Below are 21791 nucleotides of genomic sequence, written 5' to 3'. Positions count from 1 at the left end.
TTCATGGCATCCACTCAATCTCTCGAAGTCGTCATCGTCGGCGGCGGACTCGGCGGGATGACCGCCGCTCTCTCTCTTCGGCAGCGCGGGCTCAAGGTCACCGTGCTGGAGCAGGCCCCGCAGATCGGCGAGATCGGGGCGGGCATCCAGACAGCGCCCAACGCCAGCCGCATCCTGTTCGGACTGGGTCTGCGCAAGCAGCTGGAGGCCATCCACACCGAGCCCCAGGACCAGGTGCGGCGCCGGTGGAAGGACGGCAGCGTCATCGGGATGACCCAGCTCGGCGACCGCTGCAAGCAGGAGTACAACGCCCCGTACTGGCACTACCACCGCGCCGACCTGCACCAGGTCCTCATGGACGCCTGTGTCGACCCTGCCGGTCCGGGACCGGTCGTCGAACTGTGCACCGCGAGCCGCGTCACCGAACTGGACCGCAGCGACCCCCGCCGCCCGGTCGCGGTGACCGAGGACGGCCGACGCTTCGAAGCGGACATGCTGATCGGCGCCGACGGCATCCGCTCCCGGGTCCGGGACCTGATGGGCCTGCCGGACACCCTGGAGTTCTCCGGGGAGATGGCCTTCCGTGCCCTGATCCCGGGCGAGCTGATCGCCGCGGACCCGGCGACCCGTTTCCTGATGGACCGTTTCCAGAGCACCATCTGGTACGGCCCCGACCGGCACCTGGTCCACTACATGATCCGCGGCGGGGAGTTCCTCAACGTCGTCGGCTGCGTCCCCTGCACCGACGAGGTCGCCGAGAAGTGGACCGCCACCACCACCGCGGACGACCTCGTGAGCGCCTACTCCGAGTGGGACGACCGGGTCGCGGCGATGCTGTCCAAGGCCAAGGACGACGTCATGACCTTCGCGCTCTACCACCGGCGCCGGGACCCGGTGTGGATGGACGGCCGGGTCGCGCTGCTCGGCGACTCCTGCCACGCCATGCTCCCGTACCAGGCCCAGGGCGCCTCCCAGGCCATGGAGGACGCGGCCGTACTCGCCGAGGAACTCGGCCGGGTCGACGCCGACGGTGTGATCCTCGCGCTGCGCCGCTACGTCGACCGCCGCGCCAAGCACGCCGGCATGGTCCAGGACGCGTCGTTGCAGAACAAGTCCTTCTACCACTACCCGGACGGCCCCCAGCAGGAGGCCCGCGACGAGCTGCTCAGGCGCGGCTTCGACGGAGAGTCCGACGTGTCCTACGACTGGCTGTGGAGCGGCACCCCGCTCAACGACCCGGATCTGGGCGCCTACGACTACAGCTTCGCCCGCTGACGAGTCCCCCCTCGTCCCCTGCCCGCGCCCCCTCCCCGCTCTTCCCCCCCCCATTACCCCCCCGCTCACCCCGGTGTCCGCCCCCACGCGGGCGCGTCCCCCTCGAACACCCGTGGAGCACACATGAAAACAGGCGACCAGATCGTCCAGGACCTCCCATGGAGATGGGGGGTCCAGGGCAAGATCTTCATCATCGGCGGCCTCGGTTACCTTTTCGACGCCTACGACATCGCCCTCAACGGCTTTCTGATGCCGCTGCTGGGCGAGCACTTCCACCTCACGCTCTCGGAGCGCGGTCTCGTGGCCACCGCGAACCTCATCGGTATGGCCCTGGGCGCCGTCGCCTGGGGCGCGGTCGCGGACCGCATCGGCCGCAAGAAGGCCTTCAGCGTCACGCTGCTGATCTTCGCGGTGTTCTCGGTGCTGGGCGCCCTCTCCCCCAGCTACCCCGTCTTCCTGGCCCTGCGCTTCGTGGCCGGCGTCGGACTCGGCGGCTGTATTCCGGTCGACTACGCGCTGGTGGCGGAGTTCTCCCCGAAGAAGTACCGCGGCCGTGTCCTGACCGCGCTGGACGTGTGGTGGCCGATCGGCGTCACGCTGTGCGGTGTCGTGTCGACGGCCATGCTGACGCTCGACGACAACTGGCGGTGGATGCTCACCGTCATGAGCGTCCCGGCACTGCTGCTGTTCTGGGTGCGCCGGGGTATCCCGGAGTCACCGGTCTTCCTCAGCAAGAAGGGCCGCGAGACCGAGGCGCGCGCGGTCATCGACGACCTGGTCGCCCGCACCGGGGCGCCCGTGCAGCCGTACGTCATCCCCGAACCCGCCAAGCACGCGAAGTCGAAGGGGCCGAGGGTCGCCCTGGAACAGCTGCGGGACGTCTGGAAGTTCAGCGCGCGCATCACCTCCGCCGCCTGGCTGCTGTTCGCCAGCGTCATGCTGGTGTACTACGCCGCGCTGAGCTGGATGCCGTCCATTCTCAAGGAGCAGGGCCTCGGCGACCGGGTGGCCTTCATGAGCACCACCCTGATGAGCGGCGTCGGCATCGTCGCCGTCCTGGCCTCCACCGTGCTGGTGGACCTGGTGGGCCGCAAGTGGCTCATCGGTGTCACGGCCCCGCTCGCCTCGCTGGCTCTGGTGGTGTTCACGAAGCTGCTGCACATGCCCACGGGGGCCGTGATCGCCCTCGCCGTCTTCGGTTTCCTGATGCAGCTGACCATCCCCGCGATGTACGCCTACGTCTCGGAGCTGTACCCGACGCTGCTGCGCGCCAGCGGTTTCGGCTGGGCGTCCTCCTTCAGCCGGGTGCTGACCGGCTTCGCCCCGCTGCTGTTCGGATCGGTGATGTGGCCGGTGCTGGGGCTGCCGCTGACGTTCGGGGTGCTGGCCGTGGCCGTCGTCGGATCCGTCGTGTGGACCGCGATCGCCGCTCCCGAGACCAAGGGACGGTCACTCGACGAGGAGGCCGAGGCCGCCGCGGAGGTCGTGCTCACCCCGGCGCCCGGACAAGCGCTGCTCTGAGGGTCCACCTCGCCTGCGCAGGCATCCCACCTGGTCAGGCTCCGTACTACAGGAGAGACATGAAGCCCGCTCCCTTCCGCTATCACAGGGCGCGCGACGTCGAGGGCGCCACGGCGCTCCTCGCCGAGCTGGGCGACGACGCCAAGGTCATCGCCGGCGGCCAGAGCCTGGTCGCGATGATGAACTACCGACTGGCCCGCCCGGCCCACCTGGTCGACATCGGCGGCCTGCGCGAACTCGACCACCTCGGCGTCGGTGCCGACGGCGGACTGCGCATCGGGGCCCTCACCACCCACCACACGGTGGAGATCGCCCCGCCGCACGAGCTGGGGGCGGGCTTCGACGTCATCCGCGACGCCATGGCGTGGATCGGCCACCTGCCGATCCGCACCCGCGGGACCGTCGGCGGCAGCATGGCCCACGGCGACTCCACCGCCGAGTGGTGCCTGCTCGCGGTCCTGCTGGACGCCGAGTTCGTGGCCCGCAGCCCGCGGGGTCAACGTCGTATCCCTGCCGGGGAGTTCTTCTTCGGCTACTACACGACCGCCCTGGAACCCGACGAGATCCTCGTCGAGATCGTGTTTCCGCGGCCCGCACCGCACGCGGCGCTCACCGAGTTCGCCGAGCGTCGCGGGGACTTCGCGATCGTGTCCGCCGCCGTCGACCTGGACACGGACGGCCGCGCCGTCCGCGGCGGCGGGGTCGCCCTCGGTGGGGTGGCCGCGCTGCCGGTCCGGGTGCCCGAGGCGGAGGCCGTGCTCGCCGCCGGCGGCACGTTCCGCGAGTGCGCCGAAGCGGCGGCGGCCGCGGTGGATCCGCCCGGCGACGCCAACGGCAGCACCCCTTACCGCAAGCACCTCATCCGCACCCTGGTCGAACGCGCCTGTGAGGAGGCGATGTCCCGATGAAGTCCACCGATGACGGTCCGCTGGTCGGCAGGTCCGTGCGCCGCCGTGAGGATCCCCGGCTGCTGGCCGGACACGGCCGGTTCGTCGACGACATCGAACTGCCGGGCATGCTCCACGCGCAGTTCGTCCGCAGCACGGTCGCCCACGGGGTGATCACCTCCGTCGACCTCACGGCCGTACGCCAAGTGCCCGGTGTGGTCGCCGCGTTCACCGCGGAGGACCTCGACCTGGGCGACATCACGGCCCGGCTCGACCGTCCGCTCTCGGAGTACGTACCGACCGCGATGCCCGTCCTCGCCCGGGACCGGGTCCGGTATGTCGGTGAGCCCATCGCGGTGGTCGTCGCCCGTGACGCGTACACCGCCGAGGACGGCCTGGAGGCCGCCAAGGTGACGTACGAGACGATCCCTGCCGTCATGGGCGAGGAGCAGGCCTTCGCCGCCGACGCTCCGCTGGTGCACGAGGAGGCCGCGCTCAACACCCTCGTCGACGTCACCCTGTTCGCCACCCGGGGCATCGACCGGGTCTTCGCCAAGGCCGCCTGCGTGGTCGAGGTGGAGGCCCGGACCGGCCGGCAGAACGCGCTGCCGCTGGAGACGCGTGGCGCGGTCGCGCAGTGGGACGACCGGGAGGAACAGCTCGTCCTGCACACGTGCACGCAGGTCCCGCACCAGGTGCGCACCGTCGCCTCGCGCTGTCTCGGCCTGCACGAGCGCGCCGTACGCGTGATCGTGCCGGACATGGGCGGCGGCTTCGGCCTCAAGTGCGCGGTCGGGCGCGAGGAGATCGCCGCCGCGGCGGCGGCGCTGCGGCTGCGTCGGCCCGTCAAGTGGATCGAGGACCGCAAGGACGCCCTGACCGCGTCCTTCCTCTCCCGCGAACAGCACTACACCGCACGTGCCGCGTTCGACGCCGACGGCCGGATCCTCGCCCTCGACGCCGACGTGGTCTGCGACATGGGCGCCTACTCCTGCTACCCCTTCACCGCCGGCATCGAGCCCCTGATGGCCGCCGGCGAGATGCCCGGCGTCTACAAGGTCCCCGCCTACCGGGCACGTGGTCGGGCCATCACCACCAACAAGGCCCCCACCGCCCCCTACCGAGGCGTGAGCCGACCCCAGTACGTCATGGTCGTCGAGCGGCTCATGGAACGCGCCGCCCGCGAACTGGGCCTGGACCCGGTCGAGATCCGGCGCCGAAACGTCATCACCGAGTTCCCGTACACCGGCGTCAACAACATCACGTACGACCCGGGTTCCTACCGGGAATCCCTCGATCTGTGCGAGGCGGCGCTCAAGGAGGCGGGCTGGTACAGGCGGCAGGCCGCCGCCCGCTCCGAGGGACGGCACATCGGGATCGGCTACAGCTGTTTCAGCGAGCGCACGGGCTACGGCTCCACCGCCTTCGCCGCCCGCAAGATGGAGGTCGTCCCGGGCTTCGACCTCTCCGAGGTCCGCATGGACACCAGCGGCGCGGTCACCGTCACCACCGGCACCATGAGCCACGGCCAGAGCCACGAGACGACCATGGCGCAGATCGTCGCCGACGCGTTGGGCCTCGACATCGCCAAGGTCCGCCTCCACCAGGGCGACACCGACCGCATCGCCTACGGCTGGGGCACCTTCGCCAGCCGCTCGATCACCGTCGGCGGCAGTGCCGTACGGCGCGCGGCGGTCAAGCTCGGCGACAAGCTCCGCGCGATCGCCGCCGCCGAGTGGGGTGTCCCCGTGGAGAAGACGGAGCTGGGCCGTGGCCGGATCCGTCGCCTGGACGAGCCGGACAGGGAGCTCACGTACGAGCACCTGGCCGACATCGCCTACCTCCGGTCCCATCTGCTGCCGGACGACATCGAGCCCGGTCTCACCGCGACCGCCGCCTTCGACGTGGCCACCGACGGCACCTTCTCCAACGCCACCCACGGAGTCGTCGTCGAACTCCACGAGGGCACCGGCCAGGTGGAGATCCTCGCCTACGTCTGTGTCGAGGACTGCGGGGTGGCGATCAACCCGCAGGTCGTGGAGGGCCAGTGCCGCGGTGGCATCGCCCAGGGCATCGCGGGAGCCCTCTTCGAGCAGGTGACCTACGACGCCGGGGGCGAGCCGGCAGTCACCGGGTTCATGGACTACAAGGTGCCCACCGCGCACGAGATCCCCGAGGTGGAGATCCACCACCTGGAGACCCCGTGCGCCTTCACCGAGACCGGGGCCAAGGGCGCCGGGGAGGGCGGCACCATCGGCGCCCCCGCCGCCGTGCTCAACGCCGTCAACGACGCCCTGCGCCCCACGCGCGTCGAACTCGACAACACCCCCATCACACCGGAGACCGTCCACCGTGCCCTGACCGCACCCGTACCGGAGCGAACCCCATGAACGACACCACCGGCCTGGGCGACGACGTCCAGCTCCTCACCCTCGACGTCAACGGCACGTCGTACGAAGTGATCACGGCGCCGCGCCGCACCCTCGTGGACGTGCTCCGCCACGACCTGCGGCTGACCGGCACCCACGTCGGCTGCGAGCACGGCATCTGCGGAGCCTGCACCCTACTCGTCGACGGTCTGCCGGTGCGGGCCTGTCTGATGTTCGCCGCCCAGGCGGAGGGGGCCCGGATCGCCACCGTCGAGTCCCTCGCCGACTCCGGCACCGGCGAACTCTCCGACCTGCAGCGGTCCTTCAGCGAGCACCACGGCCTGCAGTGCGGCTTCTGCACCCCGGGCTTCCTGATGCTCGCCGAAGGTTTCCTCGCGGAGCGGCCGGAGGCGACCAAGGAGGAGATCAAGGAGACCGTGGCCGCCAACATGTGCCGGTGCACCGGCTACCAGACCATCGTCGAGGCGATCGACGCCTGCGCGACCGCCCGCCGCGCCCAGTGCGGCAAGCGCACCGAGGAGACATCATGCAACTGATCAACGCCATTCCCGTCAAGGCCGCGCCCGACGCGGTGTTCGCCCTCATCAACGACGTCGAGCGGGTGGCGTCCTGCATGCCGGGCGCCGCTCTCGACGGCCGTGACGGCGATGCCTGGCGAGGCGCCGTCAAGATCAAGGTGGGTCCGATCGCGGCCGCCTACGCCGGCACCGTGCGCTTCCTGGAGGTCGACACCGACAAGCGACAGCTGCGGGTCCACGCCAGCGGAGCCGACACGCACGGCAGCGGAGACGCCGAGGCCGAGGTCTTCCTGGAAGTCGTGCCGACCTCGGACGGCGCGCAGCTGAACCTCACCACGGACCTGGTGATCCGCGGCAAGATCGCCCAGTTCGGCAAGGGCGCCATCGCCACGGTGTCGGACCGGATCCTCCAGCAGTTCGCCCAGAACCTCGGGAACCTGCTCCTGGCCCAGGGCGGCCAGGCCGGGGGCACGGCGGCCCCTTCCGCGTACACCCCCCTGTCCGCGGCTCCCGCCGCCTCCGCCTCCGCCTCCGCCGAGCTCAACGGGCTGTCGCTGGTCGCCGTACCGCTGCTCAAGAAGTACGGCCCGGTGGTCGTGGCGTTCCTGCTCGGGCTCCTCCAGGGCCGGCTCCTGGGACGGCGACGATGAAGGGCGGGCTCTACGGTGTCGGCACCGACCGCACCTACAAGGAGGCCGGCTTCGGTGCTCCGGTCCGGCGCGGCAGCCGACCGGCGATCGTGGTGGTCGACCTGACCCGGGGTTTCACCGAGGACGCGTACCCCTCCGGCTCGGACCTGACCGAAACGGTGGCCGCGACCACCTGTCTGATCGAGGCCGGACGTCCGCCCGACGTCCCGGTGATCTTCACCGCGATCGCCTACACCGAGGCCGAGGCGTCGGGTGACTCGGTCACCTGGCTGCGCAAGGCCCCGGGCCTGCGCGCCCTGGTCGAGGGCAGCGACGCGGTCGCCATCGACCCGCGGCTGCCGATGCGCGCCGGACATGACCTGCTGGTCGTGAAGAAGGGCGCCTCGGCGTTCTTCGGCACCAGCCTGGCCGCCGCCCTGACCGGACTCGGCTGCGACACCGTCGTGGTGTGCGGGGCGACCACCAGCGGCTGTGTCCGGGCCACCGCCGTCGACGCCGTCCAGTCCGGCTTCTCGGTGCTGGTGCCCCGCGCCTGCGTGGGCGACCGGGCGGAGGGCCCGGCGGGCGCCGCCCTGTTCGACATCCAGGCCAAGTACGGCGATGTCATCAGCCTCGACGACGCCGTCCGCTACGTCAGTTCCGTGCCCGCCGCCGCCGTCCGGCGCGCCCGCTCATGAGAGGGAACCCGATGTCCGAGCGTTCGATCCCGCAGCCCGCGCTCGCGGATCTCGCCGACGTGCCGGCCACCAGCCGGTGGGTCCGCTCCGGCGGTCTGCGGCTGCACGCCCTCGACTACGGGGGTGAGTTGCCGCCGCTGGTGGTCCTGCCCGGTATCACCAGCCCCGCGATCACCATGGACTTCGTCGCCCGCGAGCTGACGGCTCTGGTCAGGCCGGTCGTGCTGGACGTCCGCGGGCGGGGGCTGTCCGACACCGGTGACGGCTACGGCCTGGAGGAGTACGCCGAGGACACCGAAGCCCTCATCACCGGCCTGGGGCTCGAACGCCCGTTGCTGCTGGGTCACTCCATGGGCGCCCGGATCGCGGCGGTCGTCTCGGCGCGGGGAAAGGTGCCGCTGCGGGGGGCCGTTCTGGCCGACCCGCCCATGAGCGGTCCGGGCCGGGGTGTGTACCCCACGAGCCTGGAGACGTTCCGGCGGCAGCTGGCCGAGGCCCGGCGCGGCACCAGCGCCAACGAGGTCGCGGTCTCCTGGCCGACCTGGCCGCGCCGCGAGCAAGAACTCCGGGCGCGCTGGCTCTCCAGCTGTGCCGAGGAGGCCGTCGCGGCCACGCATCACGGTTTCGAGCACGAGGACTTCTTCGACTGGTGGCCGCAGGTACCGGAGCCGGTCTGCATGCTCTACGGCGCCGACAGCCTCGTCGTCACGGCGGACGGGGCACGAGAGGCCACCGAACGGCACCCGTCGGCGCCGGTGCAGCCGGTTCCCGGCGCCGGGCACATGATCTTCTGGGACGTCCCCGGAGCCGCTCTCACGGCTCTGACCAGCGCTTTGAAGGCCATGCTCGCCGTGCCGCACGTAGACCGGCGGCGGGTCTGAGACCTGCGCACCGCCTGCGGCTCACCGGCCGCCGAACCCATTCGACCCTTTCTTCACCTGGAGGAGCCCTCCCATGACTGACCATCACATCGGCCTGATCGTGCCCAGCTCGAACCTGACCATGGAGACCGAGCTGCCGCGCATGCTCAACGCCCGCGAGGCCGTGGAGCCGGGCGACCGTTTCGTGTTCCACAGCAGCAGGATGCGGATGAAGCACGTGACACCCGAGGAACTGCGCGGGATGAACGCGCAGACCGAGCGGGCCGCCCTCGAACTCGCCGACGCCCGGCCCGATGTCGTCGCCACCGCCTGCCTGGTCGCCATCATGGCCCAGGGGCCCGGTCACCACTGTGTGGCGGAGGCGGAGATCACCTCCGTCCTGCGCGCCGAGGGCGCCGGGGCTCCGGTCGTCTCCAGTGCCGGCGCGCTGCTCAGCGGCATCGAGGCCCTCGGAGCGAGGCGGGTCGCGATCATCACGCCGTACATGAAGGACCTCACCGCGCGGGTGGTGGAGTACGTCGAGGACGCCGGTGTCGAGGTCGTGGACGCGCTCAGTCTCGAAGTGCCCGACAACCTGGCGGTGGCCCGTCTCGACCCCGCCGACCTGCGCGAGCACTGGAAGCGCCTCGACCTGCGCCGCGCCGATGCCCTGGTGCTGTCGGCGTGCGTGCAGATGCCGTCGCTCGCGTCGATCCAGCCGGTGGAGGACGAGGCGGGGCTGCCCGTGCTGTCGGCGGCCACCTCGACGGCGTTCCGCATCCTGACCGAACTCGGGGTGTCGCCGTCCGTGCCCGGGGCCGGCAGCCTCCTGAGCGGGCGTGTGACCAGCCCCGCGGTGAGCTGAGTCGCTCATGAGGGACGTTCTGGAGCAGCTGCTGCCCTGGTGGGTCGCGGGCGAGGCGTCGGCACTGGCCACCGTGGTGGCCTGCCACCACTCGGCGCCCCGCCCGCCCGGCGCCTCGATGCTGGTGGGCCCCGCGGGCGAGGCGGTCGGCAGCGTGTCGGGCGGCTGCGTCGAAAGCGCGGTCTACGAGCTGGGCCAGGAGGCCCTCTCGGGAGCCGGTCCGGTCCTCCAGCGGTACGGGGGGTCGGCGGTGGACCCCTTCGCGGTCGGTCTGACCTGCGGCGGCACTCTGGACGTGTTCGTGGAGCGGGTCGATCCGACGACCTTCCCCCAGCTGGGCGAGGTGGCCGAGGCCGTGCACGCCGGACAGCCGATCGCGGTGGCCACCGTGCTTGCCGGTCCGCCGAAGACCGTCGGCCGCCGCCTGGTCGTCCGGCCGGACCGGACCGCGGGCGGCACGGGCCTACGGCGGCTGGACGACCAGCTGGCGGCGGACGCCCTCGGGTACCTGACCGTCGGCCGTACCGGCATCCTGCGCTACGGCCCGCAGGAACCGTGCCTCGGCCCCGCCTCGGACGCCCTCGGGGAAGAGGTGGCGGTGTTCGTCGAGTCCTTCCTGCCGCCACCCCGGATGATCGTGTTCGGCGCGATCGACTTCGCCACCGCCCTCGCGCGGACCGGGGCCTTCCTCGGCTACCGGGTCACGGTGTGCGACGCGCGCCCGGTGTTCGCCACCGCCGCGCGTCTGCCGGGGGCGGACGAGGTGGTGGTCGAGTGGCCGCACCGTTATCTGCGGGCGGAGGCGGAAGCCGGCCGGATCGACGGCCGCACCGTGATCTGTGTGCTCACCCACGACCACAAGTTCGACGTCCCGCTCCTCCAGGTCGCGCTGCGCCTGCCCGACATCGGGTACATCGGCGCGATGGGCTCCCGGCGCACCCATGAGGAACGGCGGGACCGCCTGACGGAGGCCGGCCTGACCGAGACCGAGCTGACCCGGCTCGCCAGCCCCATCGGGCTGGACCTGGGCGCCCGGACCCCGGAGGAGACAGCGCTGTCCATCGCGGCGGAGATCATCGCCGTACGGCAGGGAGGCAGCGGCCTCCGACTGGCCGACCGGAGCGGCCCGATCCACGGTGACGCCGCCACACGCTCATTGCGGGGCTCCCACCTGGGGAGCCGTTCCTTCGCGTGACCGCGTGATCGGAACGGAGACGGGAGTGCTGATTCCGCGGATGCGTGCGTGCGAGGGCAAGGCCCCTGGCGAGAACGGGCGGCAGGTGTGGAGGAAGGCGGGAAGCAGGGTGGACAGGAAGGTGCGGGCGAGCATGGACCCGGTGGCCACATGAGGTCCGTGTCCGAAGGCGAAGTTCGCCTGTCGGGGCTCGCGGGCGAGATCGAGTTCGTCGCCTCGGTCCCACACCGACTCGTCCCGGTCCGCGGAGGCGAGAACCACGAAGACCGTGTCCCCGGACCTGATCAGCCGACCGTTCAGTTCGACGTCCCGTGTGGCGGTGCGAGTGACCTGGTGGATATGGCTCGCCCACCTCAGCAGTTCCTCGGTGGACCGCATGGCGGCAGCGGTCGTGTCCCAGTAGTCAGGACTCTGCCACCGGGGGTTCCGCGCGATCACGTTGATCGACTCGGCTGCCAGGGCCAGCGTGGACGCGCCCCCGGCCAGAATCGCGTCGAAGAAGTTCCAGGCCATCTGTGCGTCGCTCAGGGCACCCTTCCGGTCGTTCGCCTGGACGGCGAGGGACACCGGATCGTGGCCATGGTCCTGACGGCGGGTCCTCACCAGCCGTTCCATGTACCGGTGGAGTCCCGTGGTGGCCGCGCCCGTGCCCGGGGAGTAGTAGCCGAGCAACGCGTCCTGCCAGGGGGGCTCGTCCGCCTGGGGCTCGAGCAGATCGAAGAACTCCTTCATGAGCCACATCACCGCCGGCCGGGCGACGTCGTCCACCGCGTCGACGTCACCCTCCGGCAGCGCCGCCACGAGCTCTTCGCTCATGCGGGCCATCCTGGCCCGCATCGCCTCGGCCGCACCGCTGCTGTAGGAGGCACCACCGGTGAACATCCTGCGGTGGGTCCGGTGCGCGGGTGGTTCGGTGAGGACCAGCATCCCCGAGCCGGGGTCGTCGTACGGGTTGGGGCCGTCCAGATCGAGGTAGGCGTTCGCGCCCTGTGGAGCGGAGGTGAACGACTCGGGGTCCAGAAGCACGGTCCGCGCGTCCGCGTATCGCGTGACGGTCCATGCCGACGCCGACTCACACCACCAGACCGGCGCCTCGCGGCGAAGACGTGCGTAAGCGCCGTACGGATCCTCCAGGAAGGACGGATCATCGAAACGCGCGATCTGCTGGAGGTCGGCGGGTTCGGCCAGAGGCACCTCGGCCCCTCCCTCGTAGTTCGGGTACGTCTTGCGGCAGTCATGCGGGCAGCATAGGCCTATCGTGAGCAAAAATCGCCCCAGAAGCCCGAAAGACAAATAATAGTCGCGCCATTCCTGCATCGTCGCGAATTCTCCGAGTCCAGCCCCTGGAGAGGCGACCAGCTCGGTCGTGGGCGTCACGGCCGGGCAAAGGCCGTGAACCGGACGGACGTCACTCCTGGTGCAAGAATCGGACACGAGGGTGGTCGACTCACAGGGACGGAGAGTGCCGCTGTGGGAGCGCACGAGCAACCTGACATCGCCGGGCAGCGGTTCGACATGGCCGACGCCGCACCGCTGCTCCTGGACGCACACGCCGTGATCACGAGTTGGACCCCCGACGCGGAACGCCTGCTCGGTTATCCCGCGGCCGAGACGGTGGGCCGCGCCGCGGTCGACCTGCTGCTCGCCGAGGACGCGCAGCGACTCCCCCACCTGTCCGAGCGCTGCCGCCGGAACGGTGGCTGGGCCGGTCTGCTCACCGCCCGGCACCGGGACGGCCACCCGGTCCGGCTGATGGTGCGCGCCGTCCTGGCCGCCGAGACGGACGGCCCGGAACGCTGGCTGGTGCTGCTCGAAGGCCTGGGCCAGGCACCCGGCTGGGACATGAGCCGTGGAGTCCTGGAACGGATGCTGTTCAAGTCCCCGGTCGGCATAGCCATCCTCGACACGGATCTGCGCTACGTCTGGTCGAACACGGCACTCTCGCGGTTCGGCGGCGGCCCGCCGCAGGACCGGCTCGGGAAGCGGCTCGCCGACGTCCAGCCCGGACTCGACGCGGAGAAGTACGAGGAGAGGATGCGGCAGGTCCTGAGCAGCGGCCGGCCCGTCATCGCGTACGAGACGATGGGCCGGGTGCGGTCGGCGCCGCACCGGGAGACGGCGTACTCGATGTCCTTCACCCGGCTCGAGGACGACGAGGGCCACCCCGTGGGCGTGTTCTACACCGTGGAGGACATCACCGAACGCCACCGCGCCCGCCAGCGGCTGGCCCTGCTCGACCAGGCGGGTCAGCGCATCGGACGCTCGCTGGACGTCGCGCGGACCGCCCAGGAACTGGCGGACGTGTCCGTGCCCGGACTCGCCGACTTCGTCACCGTGGATCTGCTGGAGGCCGTCCTGCGCGGTCTGGACCCCCCGTCCAGGCCGCTCACCGAGCAGGACATCGCGTCTCTGCGCCGCGCCGGACACCAGTCCACGAAGGGCGGTGTCCCGGAGGCGCTCGTGGAGGTCGGTGCCACGACCCTGTACACCCACGACTCCCCCGCGGTGCGCTGCCTCACCAGCGGCGAGTCCTGGCGCGCGGAACGCCTCCCCTCGCTGGACACGTTGTGGGTCGCCACTCCTGCCGAGGAGCGCGACGGTACGTTCCGGGATCTCGGGCTGCACAGCGCGATGACGGTACCGATCCGGGCGCGCGGGATCACCCTCGGCATCGCCACGTTCTTCCGGCGCGAGCACCAGGAGGCGTTCTACGAGGAGGACCTCGGTCTGGCCGAGGACCTGGTGGGCCGGGCGGCGGTCTGTATCGACAACGCCCGCCGCTACACCCGGGAGCGCGACGCCGCGCTCGTGCTTCAGCGCAACCTGCTCCCGCACCGGCTCCCGGACCAGGACGCGGTCGACGTGGCGGCCTGCTACCGGCCGGCCGACGAACTCACCGGGCTGGGCGGTGACTGGTACGACGTCATCCCGCTGTCCGGGACACGCGTCGCCCTCGTGGTGGGAGAGGTCCCCGGTCACGGCATCGGCGCCGCCGCCGCGATGGGACAGCTGCGCACCGCCGTGCGCACCCTGGCCGACCTCGATCTGTCTCCCGACGAGGTACTGGCCCACCTCGACGACCTGGTCGCCCAGGCGGCGCGGGACGAGGACGCCGAGTCCGGCACTCCGACCGCCGGTGGCCGGCGCAGTACGGGAACGGTCTGCCTCTACGCGATCTACGATCCGGTCACCGGCCGGATCACCCTGGCGAGCGCCGGCCACCCGGTGCCCGCTCTGGTCGCCCGCGACGGCACCGTCACGTTCCCCGCGATGCCCGTCGGACCGCCCCTCGGCGTGGGCGGCCCGCCCTTCGAAGCGGTGGAGCTGGAGCTGGCGGAGGCCACAACGGTGGCATTGCACACCGACGGCCTTCTCGCGGCCCGGGGTTCCGATGGGACGGGGGACGGATCGTCCGCTCGCGGTCTCGAAGCGGCGAGGGACCGGCTGGGCCGCCATCTGGCCCGGGACGACCAGTCGCTGGAGCTCCGCTGCCGGGCCGTGGTCCACGAGCTGGTCCCCGCCCGCCCGGACGACGACGCCGTGCTGCTCATGGCCCGCACCAGACGCCTGGGCTCCGACCAGGTCGCCGACTGGGAGCTGCCCGCCGACCCCGCCGTCGTGGCCGAGGCCCGCAGGATCAGCAGCCGGCAGCTCGCCGTCTGGGGGCTGGACGATCTGGCGTTCACCACCGAACTGGTCGTCAGCGAGCTCGTCACCAACGCGATGCGGCACGCCGTCGGTCCGATCCGGCTGCGCCTGCTCCTGGAGCGGTCGCTCATCTGCGAGGTCTTCGACGGCGGGGCGACCGCTCCGCACCTGCGGCATCCGAAGACCACCGACGAGGGCGGTCGCGGCCTCCTGCTCATCTCCCAGTTCACCCGGCGCTGGGGCACCCGTTATCTGGCGGAAGGCAAGGTCATCTGGGCGGAACAGTCCCTGACGGAGCCCGCCGCGTGAGGAACCACCACCGCGTCACCCCCACCCTCGCTCGGCCACGGCCGCGCATGCTTAAGTAGGCGCCATGGCCGACCAGACCCAGTCCCTTGACACCACCCCGGAGATTCCCGCCGCCCTGAGCGCCGCGCCCGGCTATCAGGTCCGCCGCCTCTACCAGGCGTATCTCGCGGTGTGGGCACGCGAGGTGGACCCGGTGCTGACCGGCCCGCAGTTCGCGGTGTTGCAGGCGGTCGAGGCCAACCCGGGCCGCGACCAGCGTTCGATGGCCGCGGCCGTCACGCTCGACACCTCCACCATGGCCGACGTGGCGCGCAGGCTGGAGAACCGCGGCCTGCTCGCCCGCCGCCCCGACACCGCCGACGGCCGCCGCAAACTCCTCTACGTCACCGACCAGGGTCAGCAGGCGCTGCGCGAGGCCAACGACCGGGCCCGCGGCCTCGACAAGCTGCTTCTGGAGAACTTCGAGGAGAGTCTGCGTGCCCCCTTCGTGGCCGCGTTGCAGGAACTCGCCGACCACTGGGAAGGCCTGGCGGAGGGCGCCCCGTAGTCGTCGTGAGTCAGAGGTCCTCCGCCAGGGCGTCTACGACGACTGCGAGTCGCCGCAGACGTTCGAGCAGGAGGTCTGCCTGCTGCGCCGTGACGACGACGGTCGCCCTGAGCTCGCTGTGGAGTTCCTCCCGGACGTCGACCGAGAGGTCTCGGACGACGTAACCGCGAGCGCGCAGCACGGTGACGACGCGCATGACACCGTCCAGAGCGCCGGTGACATGAGTGACCACCCTGCGCGGGGCCGAGGAGTCGGAGTGATCGCGGGAAACGGGGCGGGCTTGGCGTACGGCGTGAGTCATCACGGATCCTCTCGTCAGGTTTCGAAGATCCGGACCAGGTTCCGGGCGCGACCAGTAGCGCGCCGGAGTCCTGGCTCAGCCGGCGCGCTGGGTAATCACGTCCCTCCGAGGGACGGCCACAACGCGGTTCATGGTGGGGAAGCCTAAGGCATCTTCGACCGGACGTCCCTACCGGGTGCCGCGGGCCGCCTCGGGCGCTCGGCGGGGTTGGGGGACGCGGCCCCGGCGGGGGAACCGTGATGTCCGACATGGCCGGGGACCTCGGCTTAAGGACCCACGGAATGGGCCGGTTCCCCCCCGGGGGGCGCTGCTGACTCGTCGGGCACCACCCCGGCACGGGCACAGCCCCAACCGTCACCAGGCGGCTCGGACTCCGACGTGCCGCGCCCTCTCCGGCTCGGTCAGCCCTCGCGTTCGGTACCGATGAGGACGAACGCCAGCGTGACCGGTCCGTCACCGCGGTTGCGCCAGCCGTGCCTGGTGCCGTTCTGGATCACGATGTCCCCGGCCGACAGAGGCGTGCAGTGGCCGTCGTCGAGTTCGAGGACGGCCACGCCCGCCAGCACGATGCCGTAGTCCACCGTCGGCGTCGTGTGCATGCCGTCGGGCTCCATGAGGTCCGCGAGGCCGGGCGAGTCGGCGTGCTGCTCGCGGCCGAAGGCGGCCGGGTCGAAGGCGGGGTCGGCCATCGCGCTGTCCGGCGGGAGGGTGAGGACGATGAACCGGGTGCCGCCGGGGGCAGGGAGAAGGCTGGTCACCTCCGGGGTCGGGTCGTCCCCGGTCGGGCTCACCGGGGCACCGGGTTCGGTCGCCCAGGGCAGCCGGGACACGAAGCCCGGCAGACTGGTGAACTCACGGCTGCGGGGAACGGGACCGTCGCTGACGACGACCGATCGGCCACTCTCGTCGTGACCGGTGACCACTCTGCGCATCTGTCGCTCCTTGGTCGGCTCCGCGGAGCGCGTCCTGTCGGTGGGTGGGTCCTGCCGTGCGCCGACGGGCGCGGTTCGGGACCCGAGTGCGGTCGTCCATGTGCCCAGGACGTCGGACACCGTCGGGGCGGGCGCCCGGAGCAGCTCCGTGGCCACGGTACGGACGAGGTCCCGGTGCCGGTCGTCGGTGAGGTACTCCACGGGGGACTTGCCGTCGACGCGTGCGAGCAGCAGGGCCGGGAGGAGTGACGCGGCGCGCGACTCGAGTGCGCCGAGGGGCTCCCAGTCGACGCGGCGGGTGTATTCCTCGGTCAACACACGGGCGGAGCGCAGCAGTTCGGTGCGTCGACCGTGGACCACGAGGCTCTTGAGCAGTAGGTGGTTGACGCAGAACGCGAGGTCGAAGGCCGGGTCTCCGTACCAGGCGCACTCCGCGTCCAACAGGACCGGTCCGGAGGGGCCGACGAGGATGTTCTTGGGGCTGACGTCACCGTGGATCAGTGCCAGGTGTGTGCTCGCCGTGCGATCCGCGAGCGACTTCAGGATGTCACTCAGCGCGGGATGCGCCGCGGCCGTCGCGAGGAGGTACGGCTCGATGCGCAGCGCGTGGAAGTTGTCGTCGGTGGCGAACTCGGCGGCGAGGCCGACGTCGCCTGCGCTCTTCGCGTGCAGGGTGCCGAGCAGTTCTCCGACGGCCGCCGCGGTCTCCGGCCGCACGTCGCCGGCCATCAGCAGGGCCTTCCACATGGGGTGCCGCTCGGGCGGCAGGTAGGCCATCGCGAACAGGCCGGCGTCGGGGTCGTGGGCCAGCAGTTCGGGCACGCTGTCCGGTCGGTGCCGGGCGGCGAACCGCATCCACGCCCATTCGTAGGCGTTGCGGGAGACCGGTGCCTGCCAGTCGGCGGCGACCTTCAGCTTGGCCAGGGCGCGCTTGACGCACAGGGAGCGCCCCGGAAGGTCCACGCGCCACAGGTCGGAGGAGACGCCGCCGGCCAGCGGGGTCCAGCGGGCGGTCTCGCCGGGACGGGCGAGTGCATGGGCGATCAGGAAGGCGGACAGGGCGGGATCGGGGCCCGTCCGCGCGGAGGCGGCGCTCATCGTCGCTGCCCCTGGTCGGGCATCTGGGCGTGGGGGCTGTTGCAGGCGTGAGCGGGTGCCTCGCCCGCCAGGACCCGTACGACTTCTTCGGCGGCGCGGCGGCGCAGTTCCGTGACCGAGGCGTCGGAGGAGAAGGCGACATGCGGGGTCAGCAGCGCTCCGGGCTGCTGGAGGAGAGCCGCGGGTACGTGGGGTTCGCTCTCCAGTACGTCGAGTGCCGCCCCGTCCAGGTGCCCGCTGTCGAGCGCCTTGACGACCGCGTCGGTGTCCACCAGACCGCCGCGGCTGACGTTGACCAGCAGGCCGCCCGTCTTCATCTGGGCCAACTGCTCGGCGCCGATGATGTGGTGGGTGCCGGGTGTGAGCGGCACGTGGAGGATCACCACGTCGCAGCGGCGCAGCAGCTCATCCAGAGCCGTCATCTCCACGCCCGGGGTGTCCTTGGGTGGGTGCGGGTCGTGCGCGAGGACCCGGCAGCCGAACGCGCCGAGCTTGCGCGCGGTGGCGCGTCCCATGCGTCCGTACCCGACGACGCCGCAGGTGAGGGTCGACAGGCGGCGCAGCCGGGCGCTCGCGGGGTTCCAGCGGCCGGACCGCACCTCCCGGTCGAACAGGGCCAGGCCGCGGGTCCAGGCCAGCACCATGCCGACGGCGTGGTCGGAGACCTCCTCGACGCAGTAGTCCGGGACGTTGGTGACCCACACGCCTCGTTCGGTGGCCGTGTCGACGGCGATGTTGTCGAGCCCCACGCCGAGTCTGGCGACGATCCTCAGCTCCGGGGAGGTCTCGACCGCGGTGGCCGACACGGGCGCCCAGCAGGTGAGGATGCCGGCGGGCCGGTGTTCGGCGACCAGCCCTTCGATCGCCTCGGCCGCGGCGGGTTCGGCCGGGCCGGTCACGAGAGTGTGGCCCGCCTGCTCGATGACGGAGCGCTCGACGGAGTCGTCGGGCCAGGCGTAGTCGGTGAGCAGCACGGTGCCGGGGCGGCTCGGTGGTTTCATGGCAGTCGTCCTCGCGGAAATCGTGCGGCCGATGCGGGCGGCCGGGCGGCCGGCCTGATCGCATGCGGTCCACAGGGGTCGTTCGTCGCCCGGGGCGACCGACGGCGTGACTGGCGGGGCCGACGGTCGTCGCGAGCGGAGGCAGGTGGGGCGCTGAGTTCGGGCGGAGTGGCGACGCTCGCCGGCTTGTGGCCGTGACGGCGTCCCCGTCCCAGCGGCGAGGCACGGATATGCCGGGGCGTTTTGTACCACTGTGCCACAGACTCACGATGCTAACGATAGCACTTCCATGGCCCATCACACTAGACGGCCCGTACAAGCGCTCGAAGGACCGTGGATGTCAGCGGCTCTCGGCCACCACAGGGTTGCGCAGCACGCCGATACCCTCGATCTCGACCTCGACCTCGTCGCCGGGGCGGATGGGCCCCACTCCGGACGGCGTGCCGGTGAAGATCACGTCTCCCGGCAGCAGGGTCAGATGGCGGCTGAGGTAGCTGACGAGATCCGGGACGCCGATCAGCAGGTCGGCCGTGCTCGCCGACTGGGCGACCGCACCGTTCACCCGGGTGGCGAGGGCCAGCCCCGAGGGGTCGAGCCCGGTGGCGATGACCGGACCGAGAGGTGCGAAAGTGTCCCGGCCCTTCCCGATCAGCAGCGTTCCGAATCTACTCTCCTTGCGCTGGACGACGCGGTCACTGACGTCGTTGCCGCAGGTGTAGCCAAGGATGCAGTCATAGGCCTCGGAAGGCTTCACATGCCGGGCCTCCTTGCCGATGACGACGACCAACTCGCCCTCGAAATGGATCAGTTCGCCGTCCGTCGGATAGACGATGGCATCCCCCGGCCCGACGACCGCCGTGCTCGGCTTCATGAAGCAGACGGGAACGTCCGGAAGCCCCCGGTCGGTCTCGCCGACGTGCGCCGCGTAGTTGTAGGCGAACCCGAAGACTCGGGGCCGGTCGAGCGGGGCGAGAACGGCCACGTCGCCGATGTCGTCGACATGCCCGGTGGGCGACAACCCCGTGTAGGGGTCACCGTCGAACCTAGCGATCCTCGCGTCGCCCGCCTCGAGTTCTCCGTAGTAGCGCACGCCGTCCAGGGCGTATCTGACGATCCGCACGAGCAACCTCCGCGCCGGGGCAGCCTGGGGCAACTGCCGAGCCCATCATTGATGCTAACGTTAGCACGCAGTCGCGAAGACCTTCCCGCAGCCGCCCTTCCGACGACGTGCCGCGCCGATGAGCGCTATCGTTGGCACACTGAAGGTGGTCAGCGGGCCAGTGAGTCGAGGGGGAACCGTTTACGTGGTCACGACCAAGGACATCGCCGAACGCCTCGGAGTCTCCGTGTCGACAGTCGGCCGGGCACTCGCCGACGACGCACGGATCAGCGAGGAGACCAAGTTCCGGGTCCGCCAGGTCGCCTCGGAGATGGGGTACGTCGGCAACCGCGCGGCGCGCATGATGCGGGGCGCTTCCAGCAACGTGGTCGCCCTGGTCATCCCCGACATCCGCAACAGTTTCTACTCCACCATCGCCCACGAGCTGTCCAAGAACCTGGAGGCCGAGGGCTACCAACTGATGCTCTCGGAGACCGACGACGACCGGATGGTGGAGCTGCGCCACCTCCGCGAGCTGTCCGCGACCCTGGTGGCCGGTGTCATCATCGTCCCCACGGCCCGCCCGCACCAGGAGTCCGTCAAGCTCCTGCGCACCCTCCCCCATCTCCAGTTGCTGCGCCGCCACCCCTCACTCGGCTCCCAGTGGTTCGGCGTGGACGACCACGAGGCACTGCGCCAGGCCACGGCGCACCTGGTGGCCCTGGGCCACACCCGCGTCGCCTACCTCGGCGGCCCCGAGGAACTGCCCACCGGCGCGGAGCGTCTGCGTGGCTTCCGCACGGCCCTGCGGGACGCCGGGTTGCCGGCCGACGCCGGGCATACCGAGCTGAGCCCTCCGTCGTCCGTCGACCACGGGCGTCAGACCGTACGCCGACTGCTGGGCGAGCCCTCTCCGCCCACCGCACTCGTCCTGGGATCGGTCCGGCTCACCCTGGGAGTCCTGGACGAGCTCGCCCAGCAGGACGTGAAGGTGCCCGGCGACCTGTCCGTGGTCGGGTTCGGGGACGAGCCCGGCTTCTCCTGGTGGGGCCCGGGGCTCACCACGATCGGCATGCCGATCCAGGAGATGGCGACCGGCTGCGCACTGTGGCTGATGCGCCGGCTCAAGAACGGGGCGGGCAACGACGGCCCGTACACCTCGGTCTCCCCCGGAACCCTGATCGTGCGCGGCAGCACGGCGTGCCCTGCGGGAAAGCCCTCGTCCCGAACCGCTTGAGTCACGGCCCGTGCTCCCGCACCCCGAGTAGCGCGCTTCCCGTGCCCCGGTTCGTCGAGCGACGGTTGTGCAGGGACGGGGAGACATGCCCGGGTGATCGTCAGTACGAGATCGTCCGGCGTGGGCGTTCTCGCGGGTTCTGGCGTGAGGTTCGGGGCTGCCGCGTAGGTTCCGCGTCGGGAGGGATGTCCATGACGGACGTGCCCTGCGCCCCTGGCGTCGGTATCTGCGGTCGCGCCGGGCCGCGCCGGAGCTCACCGCACGATGGGGCGGGGCGCCTCCGTCCTTTGTGGACCGAGAGTGGTGCCCGGCGTACCGTTGGTGGCAGAGGAACGGCGAGCGGATCGACTTATTCGGCCTGACCGTCACCGAGGAGGGCAGCGCGTGTGGCTTGAGAAGCCTCGGACACGTGATCGGGCCTGCCGCCCACGGGTGGACACCGGGCGCCGCATCTCCCGATGGTGGAATTCGCCCGCTCCGGGTCCGTAGCGCGATGCGCGCCCGCCGTCCGCACCACATAAGGCCCTCGAGATGTGGTTCGGACACGTGAGCTAGGAGGCGGAATGACCGCCAGTCCTGTCGGTGGCCGGCCGGAGGGTACGAGCGACGCGGAAGCCGAGGTGGACGCCCTTCGGCTGGAGCTGGCCGCGGCGGCCGAGGGAGTGTCCGACGCGGACGTGCTCCGCCTAGTGTCCTGCGCCAGAGATCCGTCGGCAGAAGCGGGCGAGGGAGTCGAGGATCTCTTCGGCTGTCTTGGTCCAGATGAACGGCTTGGGGTCTT

The 21791-nt window shown here is 71.2% G+C and carries 18 protein-coding genes; 13 read left to right on the top strand and 5 right to left on the bottom strand.

What is annotated here, in order from left to right; genetic code table 11:
• Positions 1–3: 3 nt before the first annotated feature.
• The 10 genes from ACFY1L_RS52855 (at position 4) to ACFY1L_RS52810 (ending at position 10838) form a co-directional block, all read left to right on the top strand.
• Positions 4–1275 carry an FAD-dependent oxidoreductase gene (locus tag ACFY1L_RS52855; protein ID WP_388842731.1) on the top strand — a complete coding sequence of 424 codons (1272 nt, stop codon included), beginning with the start codon at positions 4–6 and terminating at the stop codon, positions 1273–1275.
• 123 nt (positions 1276–1398) lie between these two features.
• Positions 1399–2796 (top strand): MFS transporter, encoded by a 1398-nt coding sequence (locus ACFY1L_RS52850; RefSeq protein ID WP_388842730.1) that lies wholly within the window; start codon positions 1399–1401, stop codon positions 2794–2796.
• Between the two features lie 59 nt (positions 2797–2855).
• Complete coding sequence (locus ACFY1L_RS52845; RefSeq protein ID WP_388842729.1) at positions 2856–3704, top strand: FAD binding domain-containing protein; 849 nt, start codon at positions 2856–2858, stop codon at positions 3702–3704.
• Entirely contained in the window at positions 3701–6073 is a 2373-nt protein-coding gene (locus ACFY1L_RS52840) for a xanthine dehydrogenase family protein molybdopterin-binding subunit (RefSeq protein ID WP_388842728.1), read from the top strand. The genes ACFY1L_RS52845 and ACFY1L_RS52840 overlap by 4 nt, the downstream gene beginning before the upstream one ends.
• Positions 6070–6609, top strand: coding sequence for a (2Fe-2S)-binding protein (locus ACFY1L_RS52835; RefSeq protein WP_388842727.1), 540 nt, complete (start codon positions 6070–6072; stop codon positions 6607–6609). The genes ACFY1L_RS52840 and ACFY1L_RS52835 overlap by 4 nt, the downstream gene beginning before the upstream one ends.
• Positions 6600–7241: an SRPBCC family protein gene (locus ACFY1L_RS52830; RefSeq protein ID WP_388842726.1), complete on the top strand. Its 642-nt coding sequence runs from the start codon at positions 6600–6602 to the stop codon at positions 7239–7241. Before ACFY1L_RS52835 ends, ACFY1L_RS52830 begins: the two co-directional genes overlap by 10 nt.
• Positions 7238–7918, top strand: coding sequence for an isochorismatase family protein (locus ACFY1L_RS52825; RefSeq protein ID WP_388842725.1), 681 nt, complete (start codon positions 7238–7240; stop codon positions 7916–7918). Before ACFY1L_RS52830 ends, ACFY1L_RS52825 begins: the two co-directional genes overlap by 4 nt.
• A gap of 11 nt (positions 7919–7929) precedes the next feature.
• Positions 7930–8799: an alpha/beta fold hydrolase gene (locus tag ACFY1L_RS52820; RefSeq protein ID WP_388842724.1), complete on the top strand. Its 870-nt coding sequence runs from the start codon at positions 7930–7932 to the stop codon at positions 8797–8799.
• Between the two features lie 73 nt (positions 8800–8872).
• Positions 8873–9643 (top strand): Asp/Glu racemase, encoded by a 771-nt coding sequence (locus tag ACFY1L_RS52815; RefSeq protein WP_388842723.1) that lies wholly within the window; start codon positions 8873–8875, stop codon positions 9641–9643.
• Between the two features lie 7 nt (positions 9644–9650).
• Positions 9651–10838 (top strand): XdhC family protein, encoded by a 1188-nt coding sequence (locus tag ACFY1L_RS52810; RefSeq protein WP_388842722.1) that lies wholly within the window; start codon positions 9651–9653, stop codon positions 10836–10838.
• Here ACFY1L_RS52810 and ACFY1L_RS52805 read toward each other — a convergent pair.
• A complete protein-coding gene (locus tag ACFY1L_RS52805; protein WP_388842721.1) occupies positions 10797–12032 on the bottom strand; it encodes a cytochrome P450 in 1236 nt (411 codons plus the stop codon). The two genes, ACFY1L_RS52810 and ACFY1L_RS52805, sit on opposite strands and share 42 nt — an antisense overlap.
• Positions 12033–12308: 276 nt before the next feature.
• Here ACFY1L_RS52805 and ACFY1L_RS52800 point away from each other — a divergent pair, with 276 nt between their 5' ends.
• Both ACFY1L_RS52800 and ACFY1L_RS52795 read left to right on the top strand, forming a co-directional pair.
• Complete coding sequence (locus tag ACFY1L_RS52800; RefSeq protein ID WP_388842720.1) at positions 12309–14795, top strand: SpoIIE family protein phosphatase; 2487 nt, start codon at positions 12309–12311, stop codon at positions 14793–14795.
• A 64-nt stretch (positions 14796–14859) separates the two neighbouring features.
• Positions 14860–15342 (top strand): MarR family winged helix-turn-helix transcriptional regulator, encoded by a 483-nt coding sequence (locus ACFY1L_RS52795; protein WP_388842719.1) that lies wholly within the window; start codon positions 14860–14862, stop codon positions 15340–15342.
• Positions 15343–15352: 10 nt separating this feature from the next.
• On the opposite strand, the gene ACFY1L_RS52790 is transcribed toward ACFY1L_RS52795, so the two are convergent.
• From ACFY1L_RS52790 to ACFY1L_RS52775, 4 genes are all read right to left on the bottom strand, one after another.
• Positions 15353–15643 (bottom strand): hypothetical protein, encoded by a 291-nt coding sequence (locus ACFY1L_RS52790; RefSeq protein ID WP_388842718.1) that lies wholly within the window; start codon positions 15641–15643, stop codon positions 15353–15355.
• A 401-nt stretch (positions 15644–16044) separates the two neighbouring features.
• Complete coding sequence (locus tag ACFY1L_RS52785; protein WP_388842717.1) at positions 16045–17673, bottom strand: phosphotransferase; 1629 nt, start codon at positions 17671–17673, stop codon at positions 16045–16047.
• The gene (locus tag ACFY1L_RS52780) at positions 17670–18674 is read right to left on the bottom strand and encodes a C-terminal binding protein (RefSeq protein WP_388842716.1); all 1005 of its coding nucleotides are present in this window, start codon (positions 18672–18674) and stop codon (positions 17670–17672) included. The genes ACFY1L_RS52785 and ACFY1L_RS52780 overlap by 4 nt, the downstream gene beginning before the upstream one ends.
• A gap of 340 nt (positions 18675–19014) precedes the next feature.
• Positions 19015–19794: a fumarylacetoacetate hydrolase family protein gene (locus ACFY1L_RS52775; protein ID WP_388842715.1), complete on the bottom strand. Its 780-nt coding sequence runs from the start codon at positions 19792–19794 to the stop codon at positions 19015–19017.
• Positions 19795–19978: 184 nt separating this feature from the next.
• On the opposite strand from ACFY1L_RS52775, the gene ACFY1L_RS52770 reads away from it, so the two are divergent.
• Positions 19979–21010 (top strand): LacI family DNA-binding transcriptional regulator, encoded by a 1032-nt coding sequence (locus tag ACFY1L_RS52770; RefSeq protein WP_388842714.1) that lies wholly within the window; start codon positions 19979–19981, stop codon positions 21008–21010.
• The last annotated feature ends 781 nt before the right edge of the window (positions 21011–21791 follow it).

It is taken from the genome of Streptomyces sp. NPDC001663 (assembly GCF_042893105.1).
Lineage (GTDB): Bacteria > Actinomycetota > Actinomycetes > Streptomycetales > Streptomycetaceae > Streptomyces.
This window is presented reverse-complemented; position numbering and strand designations above follow the sequence as displayed.